Origin of the sequence: Bradyrhizobium sp. WSM1417 (assembly GCF_000515415.1) — a bacterium.
Taxonomy (GTDB): Bacteria; Pseudomonadota; Alphaproteobacteria; order Rhizobiales; family Xanthobacteraceae; genus Bradyrhizobium.
Map to the genome: position 1 here is coordinate 4410038 of NZ_KI911783.1, position 12839 is coordinate 4422876.

At 66.1% G+C, this 12839-nt stretch carries 15 protein-coding genes; 3 read left to right on the top strand and 12 right to left on the bottom strand.

Annotated features, from left to right (window positions below; genetic code table 11):
• Positions 1 to 660 carry a guanylate kinase gene (gene gmk, locus BRA1417_RS0121100; protein WP_027517523.1) on the top strand — a complete coding sequence of 220 codons (660 nt, stop codon included), beginning with the start codon at positions 1 to 3 and terminating at the stop codon, positions 658 to 660.
• On the opposite strand, the gene BRA1417_RS0121105 is transcribed toward gmk, so the two are convergent.
• From BRA1417_RS0121105 to BRA1417_RS0121115, 3 genes are all read right to left on the bottom strand, one after another.
• Positions 593 to 1792, bottom strand: coding sequence for a hypothetical protein (locus BRA1417_RS0121105; protein ID WP_027517524.1), 1200 nt, complete (start codon positions 1790 to 1792; stop codon positions 593 to 595). The two genes, gmk and BRA1417_RS0121105, sit on opposite strands and share 68 nt — an antisense overlap.
• Positions 1793 to 1941: 149 nt before the next feature.
• On the bottom strand, positions 1942 to 2439 hold the full coding sequence (locus BRA1417_RS0121110; protein ID WP_027517525.1) for a hypothetical protein: 498 nt from the start codon (positions 2437 to 2439) through the stop codon (positions 1942 to 1944).
• A gap of 27 nt (positions 2440 to 2466) precedes the next feature.
• Entirely contained in the window at positions 2467 to 3813 is a 1347-nt protein-coding gene (locus BRA1417_RS0121115) for a caspase family protein (RefSeq protein WP_027517526.1), read from the bottom strand.
• 830 nt (positions 3814 to 4643) lie between these two features.
• Between BRA1417_RS0121115 and BRA1417_RS0121120 the strand changes: the two genes are divergently transcribed.
• Positions 4644 to 5258, top strand: a complete 615-nt coding sequence (locus BRA1417_RS0121120) for a cupin (protein ID WP_027517527.1) — start codon at positions 4644 to 4646, stop codon at positions 5256 to 5258.
• 65 nt (positions 5259 to 5323) lie between these two features.
• Here BRA1417_RS0121120 and BRA1417_RS0121125 read toward each other — a convergent pair whose 3' ends face one another.
• Together BRA1417_RS0121125 and BRA1417_RS40630 are read right to left on the bottom strand one after the other, a co-directional pair.
• Positions 5324 to 6025 carry a Crp/Fnr family transcriptional regulator gene (locus BRA1417_RS0121125; protein WP_027517528.1) on the bottom strand — a complete coding sequence of 234 codons (702 nt, stop codon included), beginning with the start codon at positions 6023 to 6025 and terminating at the stop codon, positions 5324 to 5326.
• A 17-nt stretch (positions 6026 to 6042) separates the two neighbouring features.
• Positions 6043 to 6282, bottom strand: a complete 240-nt coding sequence (locus BRA1417_RS40630) for a hypothetical protein (RefSeq protein ID WP_035968689.1) — start codon at positions 6280 to 6282, stop codon at positions 6043 to 6045.
• 173 nt (positions 6283 to 6455) lie between these two features.
• On the opposite strand from BRA1417_RS40630, the gene BRA1417_RS0121135 reads away from it, so the two are divergent.
• The gene (locus BRA1417_RS0121135; RefSeq protein ID WP_027517529.1) at positions 6456 to 7193 is read left to right on the top strand and encodes a Crp/Fnr family transcriptional regulator; all 738 of its coding nucleotides are present in this window, start codon (positions 6456 to 6458) and stop codon (positions 7191 to 7193) included.
• On the opposite strand, the gene BRA1417_RS40635 is transcribed toward BRA1417_RS0121135, so the two are convergent.
• From BRA1417_RS40635 to BRA1417_RS0121170, 7 genes are all read right to left on the bottom strand, one after another.
• Positions 7172 to 7924 carry a Crp/Fnr family transcriptional regulator gene (locus tag BRA1417_RS40635; RefSeq protein WP_035968691.1) on the bottom strand — a complete coding sequence of 251 codons (753 nt, stop codon included), beginning with the start codon at positions 7922 to 7924 and terminating at the stop codon, positions 7172 to 7174. The two genes, BRA1417_RS0121135 and BRA1417_RS40635, sit on opposite strands and share 22 nt — an antisense overlap.
• 368 nt (positions 7925 to 8292) lie before the next feature.
• Positions 8293 to 8529: a hypothetical protein gene (locus tag BRA1417_RS0121145; protein WP_027517530.1), complete on the bottom strand. Its 237-nt coding sequence runs from the start codon at positions 8527 to 8529 to the stop codon at positions 8293 to 8295.
• Between the two features lie 55 nt (positions 8530 to 8584).
• Positions 8585 to 8782 (bottom strand): Flp family type IVb pilin, encoded by a 198-nt coding sequence (locus tag BRA1417_RS40640; protein ID WP_035968693.1) that lies wholly within the window; start codon positions 8780 to 8782, stop codon positions 8585 to 8587.
• A 138-nt stretch (positions 8783 to 8920) separates the two neighbouring features.
• Entirely contained in the window at positions 8921 to 9979 is a 1059-nt protein-coding gene (locus tag BRA1417_RS0121155) for an alcohol dehydrogenase (protein WP_027517531.1), read from the bottom strand.
• Between the two features lie 16 nt (positions 9980 to 9995).
• On the bottom strand, positions 9996 to 10856 hold the full coding sequence (rsmA, locus tag BRA1417_RS0121160) for a 16S rRNA (adenine(1518)-N(6)/adenine(1519)-N(6))-dimethyltransferase RsmA (RefSeq protein WP_027517532.1): 861 nt from the start codon (positions 10854 to 10856) through the stop codon (positions 9996 to 9998).
• Complete coding sequence (gene pdxA, locus BRA1417_RS0121165) at positions 10853 to 11869, bottom strand: 4-hydroxythreonine-4-phosphate dehydrogenase PdxA (RefSeq protein WP_027517533.1); 1017 nt, start codon at positions 11867 to 11869, stop codon at positions 10853 to 10855. The genes rsmA and pdxA overlap by 4 nt, the downstream gene beginning before the upstream one ends.
• On the bottom strand, positions 11869 to 12795 hold the full coding sequence (locus tag BRA1417_RS0121170) for a SurA N-terminal domain-containing protein (RefSeq protein WP_027517534.1): 927 nt from the start codon (positions 12793 to 12795) through the stop codon (positions 11869 to 11871). The genes pdxA and BRA1417_RS0121170 overlap by 1 nt, the downstream gene beginning before the upstream one ends.
• Between the last annotated feature and the right edge of the window lie 44 nt (positions 12796 to 12839).

Here is a 12839-nt window from a genome sequence, read left to right on the forward strand (position 1 = left end):
ATGACGAGTGGCGGTCACGGGACTGACGGTGTCGAGCGGCGCGGATTGATGTTCGTGCTGTCCTCGCCGTCGGGCGCGGGCAAGACGACGCTGTCGCGTATGTTGATCGACCGTATGCCCGGCCTCCGAATGTCGGTGTCGGCGACCACGCGGGCGATGCGGCCGGGCGAGGTCGACGGCAGGGACTATTCGTTCGTCGACAAGGCCACCTTCGAGGCGATGGCGAAGGCCGACCAGCTGCTGGAATGGGCGACCGTGTTCGACAACAGTTACGGCACGCCGCGTGCGCCGGTTGAGGCGGCGCTGTCAGCCGGGCAGGACGTGCTGTTCGACATCGACTGGCAGGGCACGCAGCAGCTCCGAGAGAAGGCGCGCGCCGACGTTGTCAGCGTGTTCATCCTGCCGCCCTCGGCCGCCGATCTCGAGAAGCGGCTGCATTCGCGCGCGCAGGATTCCGACGAGGTGATCCGCAAGCGCATGAGCCGCGCCAGCCACGAGATGAGCCACTGGGCGGAGTACGACTACATCGTCATCAACCACGACGTTGACGAGGCCTTCGCCGAGGTGCAGTCGATCCTGAAGGCCGAACGCCTCAAGCGCGAGCGGCAGACCGGCCTCGTGGGCTTCGTGCGAGGTCTGCAAGGTCAGCTTCAAGGTTAGGCTGCGTCAGCCGCGGCCCGTCCTTCGCCAGCCGTTCCAGCATCGTCGTGATCACGTCGATGTCGATGGCGTCCTCGGCTCCGGCATCTTCATCGCGAGCGGCCGGCTCTTCGTCATTGGCGTCGTTGGCCGCGAGCTGCGGCGCGGCCTCGATCTGGAATTCTCCGTTGAAGATAATCGCGTCGTCGAGCTCCGCGGCATCTTGGTGCGCTTGCGGGACGCGCTCGTCGATCACATCGATCTCGCGATCGATCGCGGCAAGCTGCGCGGTCTTGAGCTGGGCTGCCTGCGGACGCACGGCATCGAAATCCACCGGGCGCGGCTGCCGAGCGTGCGGCGCGCCGGCGGGCGCTGCGTTGAGCCAGGGTGCACGGCCATCGTCGCGATCGTGCGGCTCAAAATTGTCCCAGTTGACTCGGCGCTGGTCGGCGGCCTGGACGCGGATGCGTCCACCGGCGAAGCGGTAGACGACGCTGGCGAGGATGCCGGCAAGCGTCAGCGCACCGCCGATCACGAGCAGCAGCATCTGGAGCGAGCCGGTCTGCTTGTCGGCGGTGCTGTCGGCCGCGGCCAGAGCCATCGGAGCAGGGGACTTCGCCGGCTTCGCGGTGGACTGCGCGGCGACCGCGACAGGGGCAGGCGACGGCTGCTCTGTGGGCGCGGCGGCCGCCGTGGAGGCGTCGGGCCAGCGCCCGGCGACGGCGGGCTGCTGAACGTTGACGTCAGCGGAGGGGCTCGCAGCCTGTTGCGTTGGCGCCGGTCCCGCCTGTGCAGGCGTCTTCACAGGGGCGACGCTCTGCGGCGTCAGATATTCGGCGCGCGCGTCCTGGACCGAGTGCTGCTGCGGCACCGCTGAATCCGCTGCAGGCGTATCCGGCGCAGCCTGTGCGGTTTGAGTGGCCTTGCCGCCTTCGGCACGCAGATACCAGCATTGCCGCTTGGTCGCGCGCTCGAGGCGATAATGCCAATGCTGGCCCTGCGGCGCGGCGCCCTTTGGCGAGCCAAGGCAGTCGCTCGCGGCATTTGCCGTGCTCGGTGGCGTCGAGGCATTCTGCGACACGGCGGCAAGTGGCGCGCCGGCAATGATGCTGCCGACGAGGGCAGATAAGAATTTTGCGGTGCGGTTGCCCATCCTGGTCTCCCGATTACGCATGACGCAACTCGTTACCTTCCCTTTGTCGTCAAAGACTTGGGTGGCAATGAGCCGCAAATCCGGAGAGGATGTGGCCTGAATCGGGCCTGCGCGGCGTTGGTTCCGCCGCGGAATCACACTTTTCGCTGCTATTGCTTGGTCGAAGTCCAGGTTCCGCCGCAGCCGTCCGAGCGCCGGAAGGATCCGGAGCCGCTGCGGGCAGCGAGGCGGCCCGAGCCGGTGAAGGTCACGCCATCGCCTTGACCGAACGTGCTGACCGCGCCGCTCGCGCTGACGGTACCCGTGACGCCTTGGCCTATGACCTTGCCCGAGGAGACCACGACCGCGCCGGACGTGGTGCCGCCGCAGCCGATGCTGACGACCATCCAGGCGCCGTCGAAACTCCCGCCACCGCCTCCACCACCTCCACCGCCGCGTCGCGAGGAACTGCGCGGCTCCTCGGCCGGCTTGCTGCGACGCGCCGAGGGCGTCGGCTCGGCTGATCGATCCGATCGCGAGCCAGACAGCGACTTCTCGTCATTGCCGATGGAGCCGCCGGCGCTGCCGGACTGCGCGACTGCGGACGATGGACCAACGACGGCGGACAGGAAGAAGGTCAGGGCAATCGCAGAGATGACGGCGCGCATGAGCAAAATCCAAAATGAAAAATGGTATCAGCGGCCGGAGCCGTCGGCACAGACGGAACCGATAATGCGGCAAGTTTTGCCAGCCTTGCCGCATTCGTCAAGCGCGGCGTCTTTCGCGCGCTGCACGCTGTCGCGCTGGACCAGCGACCAGGATTTGTCGGAGATCGCGAACGCGCCGCAGCGGTTGCCGTAGAAAGACAGCTCGATCGGACATTTGGCGCCACCGCAATTGCCGCGCGCATCCGCCACCGCCGCGCGGCGCGAGGCGTGGTTCCAGGATATGCCCCATTTGCTGCCGTCGGGGCCGTAGACGATCGAACCCCATGGCTTCAGGTCCTCCATCTTGCGCATGCGCAGCAGCAGGCCTTCGGTGGCTTCGCCCGTTGGGGCCATGGAAATACGCTGCTGGAGCTTTGTGATCGCGCGGGTCATTCCGTCAGGGCTGTCAGGATCGAAATTGAGCTCGTAGAGCCGCTCGCTGAGTTCGCTCAGCAGGGCGGCATCGCGCAAGGGGACGCGGTCCGGATCGGCGCGCAGTCGATCCGCCGGCAAAGGATCAGGCTGCATCGCTGCGACCTGCGGCGGGGCGGTTTGCGTCGGGGGTACGAAATAGAAGGTGCCGTCGATCGGCGAGGACGACACCCAGGGCTGCTGCGCGCCGGAGGTGGCCCGCTTCACCGCGAGGCCGACCTGGTTGAAGGTCTGGAACACGTCGAGGCCCGCGGTCCGGACCGTCGCGGCCAAGGCCTTGGTGTAGGGGCTGTGGCCGTCGCTGCCGTCCTGGGCGACGTTGCCGGGTTGCGTTGCGTAGGAGATCAGCGTGCCCTCGGGCGCGCGCATCTGCGCGAGACCGCCATCGGAGGCGCGCAGGCCGCGTGAGCCGAACGGGTTGTTGCGGCAGGCGTCCAGGATCACGAGGTTGAGGCGCGTGCCTGATCCCTGCATCTGGCGCAGCACGAGGTTGACATCGGTCATCTGGAAGTCGACGTCGGCCTCGCGCGTCGGGTTGGCGCCGACCGGCACGAGATAGTTGGCGCCCGAGACCTGCACGCCGTGGCCGGCATAATAGAACAGCGCGACGTCGGCGCCCTGCACCTGCCGGCCAAAGCTCTGCACCGCCAGGTCCATCGCGCCCTTGTCGAGATCGAGCTGGGCGCGGCCTCCGACCAGCGTGAAGCCGAGCAGGCCAAGCGTCTCCGCCATCAGGCTCGCGTCCTTGGATGGATTGTCGAGCGGCGTGATGTTCTTGTAGGCGGAGTTGCCGACCACGAGCGCGATGCGCTTCTCGGCCGATGCGGGTAGCGTGGCGACGACGAGCAGGGCTGCGACCAGCGTCGCCAGCCCCGGGACGCGATTGAAAATTCTCGCGCGCATCAAAATTCCCCAAAAATAAGGCGTCAGTCTAACAGTCCGGCGCGCCGGCGAAAAGCGGTGCGGCGTTTGTACCGGCCGTCACGCCCGGCGATGACGCGGATAGGCCGCGTTGCGTATTCGCAGGCGAGGGGCCATGGCTTCGCGTTCCCGCGGCAGATTCTGCCCGAGCCTTTGGTGCCGTTCATCGCCCAATGGAGGCCAAAGGGCGCAGGGAAGGCCGGGCGCCGGCGGCACCCGTTGGTCCGTGCGCTACAGGAGTGCACACGGGGTGGACCGATGGGGTGGCCGATCGCCCGGCCTTCCCTGCGCGGATGGTTTTAACGGTGTCCTTCGTGCTCTCCCCGGGGAGCGATGCACTATTGCCCCCGTCGCCCCGCCGGTCGCTGATGCGCGCGCCCGGTTGGGCCGCCACATCACCGCGAGGCTTGACGCACAGACCCCGGGCGTCAGGACCACACGACTTCTCCGTCCGCGGACGGTCCCGCCAAAATCGTCAGGGGCTTGCGTGTGCTCACCCCCGATGACCGACAAGCCCGCTCTCCAGCGCCGTGTCGTACGCGTCGCGTGAGGACTCACGGTTGCCCGCCCTGTCGTCACGCCGCCCGCGCCGTCGCTGCCGCGTCCACCGCCACCCGGCCCGCATGTCGTGACGGTCGCGAACGCCCCTTTGGCAGGGCCAGGATGGCGCGCATATGCCACAAATCCGAAATTCGGAAAAGCGAAATGTTTTTGCGGCGAGGGCTTGACGGGGTGTTTTGCCCGACGCCTTGTGTCCCGCTTCCGGAAACTTCCCCAGGCGCCAGACGTTTAATTCCGGCTGAGGAGACGCCATGCCGATCAAGGACCAGATCAAGAATCTCGCCAAGAAGCTCGTGGAGGATCATCCCGACGCGGCAATGCTGCGGGCGCTTGTGCGGGCTCGGAAGCCGACAGCCATCCGTTTCCAGGACGATGGCATCGTGCCGAATAACCCGCATTTTCCCGTGTTGCTCTATCGCGGCGCGGTGAACCTGAAGACCCCGCGTTTTGCTCCAGAGGTCATCGTCGACACGCTGTTCGATAGTCATGGCTGGGGCCGCTCTTGGCGCGATACCGTTTACGATTTTGTCCACTATCATTCGCAGATCCACGAAGTGATGGGCGTGGCACGCGGCACGGCCAGGATCGAGTGCGGCGGGATCAAGGGGCGAATCCTGAGTGTGAAGGCCGGAGACGTTCTGGTCCTTCCCGCAGGCACCGGACACCGGCTGATCGAGTCCAGCCGGGACTTCCTGGTCGTCGGAGCGTATCCGCAGGAGGGGACGTATGACGAGTGCACCGACACGCGAGAGCGTCCTGACGCCAGGAAACGTATCGCCAAGGTCCGCAAGCCGAAGACAGATCCCGTGCTGGGTGCCGGCGGCCCGTTGCTCAAATCATGGCGGATAAAGCCATCGCGATCGTGAGGCGAGGCGATAGCTTTCGCTGTGCCGGTTTCGAGTGTCGTTCGTTGGAACGCCGCCCGCCTCGCTCACGTCAGATAATCCGGCGTGAAATCCGCGAGCGCGCGGAGTTCGTCGGGTTGCAACAGCTCGATCTCGCTTCCCTCCCAGGCAATCAATCGGCGCCCTCTCAGCTCCTGGATGGTGCGATTGACGTGGACGATCGACAATCCGCAGGCATCGGCGACATGCCGCTGCGTCATCGGCATGTGGAAACGGCCGTTCTTGACGAGGCCCACGACCTCCAGCCTTGCGGCGAGCTCACAGATCAGATGCGCTACCTTCGGCAGCGCCGCCTGTGCGCCGAGGCGCGCGATCCATTGTCGCGAGATCGCCGCATCGATCAGCGTCTCGCGCCAGAACGCGCGGGTCAGGTGAATGGAGCCGTCAAGCAGCTGCTTGAGTTGGCTGTGTGCGACGTAGCCGACGATAGTGGGTCCGAGACCGACGAGGTCCGCATCCATCGGCGAGACCAGCAGCGTGTGCAGGCACGGCATGTCGCCGGGAACGTGGAAGGCGAGGATCTGGCTGCGATCGCCGACGATGCGAGCCTGGTAGAGAAAGCCGCTGACGACGAAAACGCAGCGAGAGGCATCTTCACCCTGGCGCAGCACGATCTCGCCGTCCGAAACCTGACGGAGCGTGGACGGCAGGCCAGCGATCTGGCGGCGTTCGTCTTCTGAGAGGCCTTCAATCGCCTGGAGATGTGCGATGAACTTCGGGTGTGGCATGGAGAGGAAGAGGTGTTTCAGTCGTCACGCGGCATCGCCGGCTCAAGCAGGCGTCGTGAGAGTTTTGCGATAGTCCAATCGGACACGGGAACCGCCTGGAACTCGCGGATGGCGCGCGCAAGCTCCTGATCCGACATCGGCTGCGCCGGCTCCTTCAACCTGCCTTGCAGGAAGGCATGGCTGATACTGTCCAGGTGCTCGCCCGAATCCGATGCGAACAGGTGGCGAATGCGCTTCAGGATCGTCGTGGGGCTCATGCGAAGGGCGGGCGCGGTGTGCGATCGAGGGACGGCGGGGGCTGCGACCCTGTAACGTCGCAAACCGGTAGCAACCTGTGCTTCCGACCAGCGTTCTAGTCCGCTGATACGGGCCGGATGTATCATTTGATCGAACCGGCAGGATTTTTGGCGGGACACATGGAACGGGACACATGGAAAAAGCCCATGACGTGCTGATCCGGAACCTGGGCGAGCACACCGCGCTCGCCCAGGAGGATGTCGCCGAAATTCGCGGGCTGACCTTTGTGCAGCGCGAGTTCGCGCCGAACGAGGATTTCATCCGTCAGGGCGACGAACCCGAGCATTCGGCGCTGGTCGTCTCCGGCATGATCGCGCGCTACCATCTGCTCGACAGCGGCCGGCGGCAATATCTCGCGTTCCATCTGTCCGGCGACCTGCCGGACTCCCAGGGCTTGTTCATCGACCAGATGGACCATGGCCTCTGCGCCCTCGGGCCCGCCTCGGTGGCCTTCATCCCGCACCGCGAATTGCTCAACGCGTTCCGTCGGCGGCCGACCTTCGCGCTCTCGGTCTGGCGCGAAACCCTGCTCGATGCCGCGATCTTTCGCGAGGCCATCACCAACAACAGCGCCCGGCCGATGCACACGCGCATGGCACACCTGTTCTGCGAGCTGTTCTACCGCGCGCGGGCCGCGCAACTCGTTCGCGGCAATCGCTGCCGCCTGCCGATCAGCCTGGCGCAGCTCGGCGAGACGCTGGGCATGGCGATCGCGACGGTGAACCGGACGCTCGCCGACCTCAGGCGGAGCGGGACCATGGACTTGCGCGACAGCGAGCTGATCGTGCTGAAATGGCGCGAACTGCAGCGGCTCGGAGGCTTCAGTCCGACTTATCTGCATCTCAAGCGTCAGTCGCCGCCGCGCGCGTGAGGCCGCAATGTGTCAGCCGCTGGCAGATGCCGCGCGCCGAGCACTTCGTCGAAATGCTTCCTCACCCAATCGTTGCAACGGCAGGCTCTGGCTTCGAGCGCCGGCGCGTCGAGGATCAGGATGGCGCCACGGCGCGTCGCGAGGATTCGCCTCGCCTTGAACATCTGGATGACGCGGCTGGCATAGCTGCGGGATACCCCGAGCATCCCGGCAAGCTGCTCGTGAGTGAGGGGGATCTCCGGGCCGCCGACGTGCTCCTGCGCGGAGATGATCCACTTGGCGGCGCGCTGCTCGATCGAATGCGCGGCGTTGCAGGCCGCGGTCTGGAGCAGCTGCGCGAACTGGCAGTCGGCGTAGCGCGAGAAGACCTGCTGGAGCGTGGCCGACCTCTGCTGGGCCTGCTCGAGCGCGCGCGGCGGCAGCCGCATCAGGGAGCCGCCCAGCTTCACGACGATGCGCGAATAGGCCAGCGAGGCGCTGCGGCCGGCGGCAATGCCCACCGCGCCCTCGCGCCCGACCAGCAGGCTTTCGACCTCGCGATCGTCCTCGACCGGCACGGCGAACGACACGAGTGTCGAGCGGCAGGGAAAATGGACCGCGGTGACCTCGTCGCCGGCGTGATGCAGGATGTGGCTCGCCTCGAGTTCGACCGGCTGGAGGTGCGGCGCGAGCAGTTCGAAATCCGGGCGGCTGAGCCGCTGGAGAAGATCGTTCTGGGGCCGACCGGTCACATGTGTTGCTCTGGCCGGGAATCGGCACCGGCCAGAACCCTACGTTTCCGTGACGGAGCCGACGGTTCCAAAGTGCACACAAGGCATTTTTCAAGCGTTGAAAAAAGTGGCCTCCGGTCTGCGCAATTCCGGAAATTGCTGGCGAGGCGCATGGAAGCCGAGGCAAATGGGCTGCCGAACCCGGCCGCCTTCAACTTCACGCGCTCTGTGCAGGAGTGCACACAGCAGGGGCGCGGATCGGCGTAGCGTGCTTGTCGCGGAGCGCCGCAGCCCGTGCGCTCTACCCGACGGACCGCCGGCCTATATCTCAAACGCCGCCGGGCCGGCGGGCCCGAGGGCGGCCAGGGATGTTCATCACCCGAAGGTCGTCACCCGAAGCGTGCTTCGCAATCATGCGCGGGCCGGCTTTTTTCCGCGTGGGCGCGATAGGCATCGATCGCCCTGTTGGCGAGCATCAATTGCCGGCGTTCACCGGTCCTGAGCTGGGCTTCAATGGCGTCGAGCAGGACGTTGGCCGTCTCCTCCGGAGAGCCGAGCTCTCCGCTCTGCTCCAGGAAGCTCCAGGCGATGAAGAATGCGTTCTCGACGGTGCAGCGAATGGACATGGCTGCCAACGCGGCGCGGCCGTTGCCGTTCCGCGGGACAGACGAATGCAGTGAATTACCGCGCGTGCCCGCGTTGCTTCAGCGAGCTGCTGATCGAGGTGAACTTTTTGTTCAGCGTCGCGGCGAGGTTGTTGACGACCGCGATGATCGCCAGCGCGATACCGGCGGCGATCAGGCCGTACTCGATCGCGGTGGCGCCGGACTCGTCGCGAGGAAGCGGCGGATGGTCTGCATGGTCTTGCCAGAATTCCAATAAGAGAGCTGGCGAGGACCATAATCCGCACAGACCGGGTTCCCGAATTTGGAACACCGGCTTGCGTCATTTTTCGAGTTCATCGCGATGATGAAGCCGGCGGCGAGATGAGCCCGCCGCCTCGCGCTTCTCGCGCAGCTAGTTCTTGAGCACGATGCGGCCAACGACCTTGCCGGCGCGAAGCTCGTCGATCCAGGTCTGGACGTCGCCCATCGGCTCCTCGCGCATCGGCGTCGGCTTGATCTTGCCGGCGCGGGCGAGTGCCATCAGCTCGTGGGCCTCGGTGAGCGTGCCGACCATGAAGCCCTCGATGGTCATGCGCTTGTAGACCCATTGCACCATCGGCAACGTGAACTGGCCGCCCATCAGGCCGGAGACCACGATCTTGCCGCCGCGCGCGGCGACCGCGACCGCGAAAGCCATGGACTTCTCGTTGCCGGCGAAATCGACGATCTCGTCGAAGCCGCCATCGGTTTCCTTGAGGATGCGCTTGACCACGTCGGGCTCGGTCGGATCGTAGGCCGCCGTGGCGCCGTTCTTCAGCGCGGTCTCGCGCGCGGCACCGCTGAGATCGGCGACGGTGATCGGTTGCTTGAACATGGCCGTCGCGAAGGAAAGGCCCATCATGCCGACGCCGCCGAGGCCGATCAGCAGGAGGTTGCGCTGGCGCGGACGGTCGACCAGGCGCTTGAGCGCGCCATAGGCGGTGACGCCGGAGCACATCAGGGTCGCGGCCTGGTTGACGGGCAGGGGATCGTAGTCGAGCAGATATTTCGCGTCGGGCACCAGCACGTGGCTGGCGAAGCCGCCGTCGATGGAGACGCCGAGAAAGCGCTGCTTGGCGCAGAGGTTCTCGTCGCCGTTGGCGCAGTCGCGGCACTGGCCGCAACCGATCCACGGAAACACCGCCTTCTTGCTGCCGACGAGACCGGCGAACACGTCGGGGCCGACTTCGTCGACTACGCCCGCGATCTCGTGGCCAAGCGTGAAGGGCAGCGTCATGCCGCGCGTGGTGTCGAGCTTCTTGCCGCCGCCGAGATCGGCGTAGCCGTCCTGGATGTGCAGATCGGAGTGGCAGAGGCCGCAGCGCTCGATGCGCACCAGCACCTCACTTCCCTGCGGCTTCGGCGTCTCGACGATGGTCTCGCACAGCGGCGCATCGAACTTGACGAGGGACTGCCGACGCATCAACGCCATATTTCTTCCTCCGAAATTATCTCTCTGTTTCGCTGCGTATATTGGCCAATTCACGGGCCATGGCAACAAAGCCGGAAATCGGAACGGTCTCCGCGCGCCGCGTCGCGTCGATGCCGGCAGCTGCGGCGAGCCGCGCGGGATCGGCGCCCAGCGCCTTCAGGCTTTGCCGCAGCATCTTGCGGCGCTGGCCGAAGGCGGCGGCGGCGACCTGTTCGAGCAGCTTGCGATCGCAGGCGAGAGGCGTTTCGCGCGGGATCAGTCGCACGACGGAAGACGTGACCTTCGGCGGCGGCACGAAGGCGGACGGCGCAATGTCGAACAGGATCTTGGTCTCGCAGCGCCAGTTGGCGAGCACGCCGAGCCGGCCGAAGGCCTCCTCGTCCTCGCGCGCCACGATGCGCTCGCCGACCTCGCGCTGGAACATCAGAACCATCATGTCATACCAGGGCGGCCAGGGTTCGGTGGTGAGCCAGCCGACGAGGAGGTGGGTCGCGATGTTGTAGGGCAGGTTGGCGACGATTTTTGCTCGTTCGCCCGACAGCAGCGGGCGTGGATCGAAGGTCATGGCGTCGCCATGCACGATCTCGAGACGGCCGGGATAGCGCGCGGAAATATCCTGCAAGGCAGGGATCGCGCGCTCGTCATGCTCGATGGCGATGACGCGTCTGGCGCCGAGCGCGAGCAAGGCACGCGTCAACCCGCCCGGGCCGGGGCCGATCTCGATGATGGTGGAGTCCTCGAGCGGAGCCGCCGCACGCACGATGCGCGCGGTGAGATTGAGGTCGAGGAGGAAGTTCTGGCCGAGCGATTTGCGCGCTGACAAAGCGTGCTGGCGAATGACCTCGCGAAGCGGCGGGAGGTCGTCGATCGCGCTCATCGGGTCTTCGCAGCCGCCATCAGGCTCGCAAGCCTCAACGCGGCGATCAGGCTTGCCGGATTTGCCTTGCCGGTGCCGGCGATGTCGAAGGCGGTGCCGTGGTCGGGCGAGGTGCGGATGAAGGGCAGGCCGAGCGTGACGTTGACCGCGTCGTCGAAGGCCACCGTCTTGATCGGGATCAGCGCCTGGTCGTGGTACATGCAGATGGCGCAGTCATAGCTGTTTCGCGCGGCTTCGTGGAACATGGTGTCGGCGGGGAGCGGTCCCTTCGCTTCGATGCCGTCGCTGCGCAACGTCTTGATCGCCGGCGCGATCACGGTCTGCTCCTCGTGGCCGAGCGAGCCGTCCTCGCCCGCGTGCGGATTGAGGCCGGAGATCGCGATGCGCGGATTCGCGATGCCGAAGCGGGATTTGAGTTCGGTCGCGACGATGCGCACGGTCGAGACGATCAGCTCGCTGGTGAGCTGGGCCAGTGCATCGCGCAAGGAGACGTGGATGGTCACGGGCACCACGGCGAGCCGCGGCGACCACAGCATCATCACCGGCTGCGGCACCCGGCCGTCTTCCGCGGCGAGCTCGGCGAGGAATTCGGTATGCCCGGGATGGCGGAAGCCGGCGCGATAGAGCACGCTCTTGGCGATCGGATTGGTGACGACGGCGCCGGCGCGGCCCTCGCGGACATCAGTGACCGCCTGGCGGATCGAGGCGAGCGCGGCCGGCGCGCTCGATGCGTCGGGCTTGCCAGGCGCGGCGCTCGCGGGCTCGCCGGTCGCGACCACGGGCAAGGTCTCGGGGAAGGCGGCCTCGGCCTCGCCGGCGCTCACCGAAGCGATCCTGACATCGGCGCCGAGGGCTTTGGCGCGGCGGGCGATCAGCGCCTCGTCGCCGAGCAGATAGAAGGCGGGCAGGTCCAGTTCGCGGCGCTTGAGCCAGGCTGCGATGGTGATGTCGGGGCCGATGCCGGCAGGCTCTCCCAGCGTCAGGGCGAGGGGCTTGGCAGGCTGCTGGGCCATCAGCGGTTGCGATACTCGATCATCGCCGCCTTGCGGAGCTCCTCAAGATAGGCCTTCTGGGTCTTCTCGTACTTCTCCTGATACATCTTCTCGCGGACCTCGCGCTTCTTCGGCGTGTCGATCATGGTCGGCTTGCGCGAGCACAGCACCACCATTTCGATGCCCGCCTTGGTCGTCTCGGGCGCGGTCAGGTGGCCGATCGGCGTGTCGTCGAGAACCTTGCGCAGCGCCTCGGGCAATTCCGCCGTGGTCTTGGTGACGGTGTCGCGGATGGTGGCGTTCGGTGTGGAGCGGAACAACGAATTGGCTTCTTCGCAGCTTCCGACGCGCGAGCGATATTGCTCGGCTTCCTTATGCCGCGTCTCCAGGAACGCCGGCGACGATCCGCGCGGCACGATCAGCACGATCGGCTGCATCTTGTATTCGGTGCCCTCGATCTGCAGCTTGTCGCCGGTCTGGGCCTGCACGGCCTGCGCGACGTCCTTCTCGCCGACCAACAGCTTCTCCTTGAAGCGGCCGCGTACGAGGCTGGTCCAGACCATTTCGGCCTTCATGCGGCTCTTCAGGGTTTCGGGGCGGACGCCCTTGACCTCGAGCGATTTGGTGAGCTGGTCCGGCGAGATGCGCATGCGCTGCGCCATGCCATCGTAGGACTGGTTGATGTCGGAGACACCGGGATCGACCCCGTATTTCTTGCCTTCCTTCATCTTCACCCGGTCGTCGATCAGCTCGTTGATGACCTCCTGACGGGCCGGTGTCTTCTGCGTCGTCAGCTGGTCGAGCTTGGAGCGCTGCTCGATGTCGAAATCGGTGATCGGATCGCCGTTCACCATCACGACGATGTTCTGCGCGCGCGACGGCGTGCCGGCCAGGAGCAGGGCGGTGAGGACGAGGAAGAGGCGGAAGACAGGCAATGGGTTCGTCATATTTGTCGCTCGCATGTCAGCCGCGGTGAACCTGCGATCGGGAA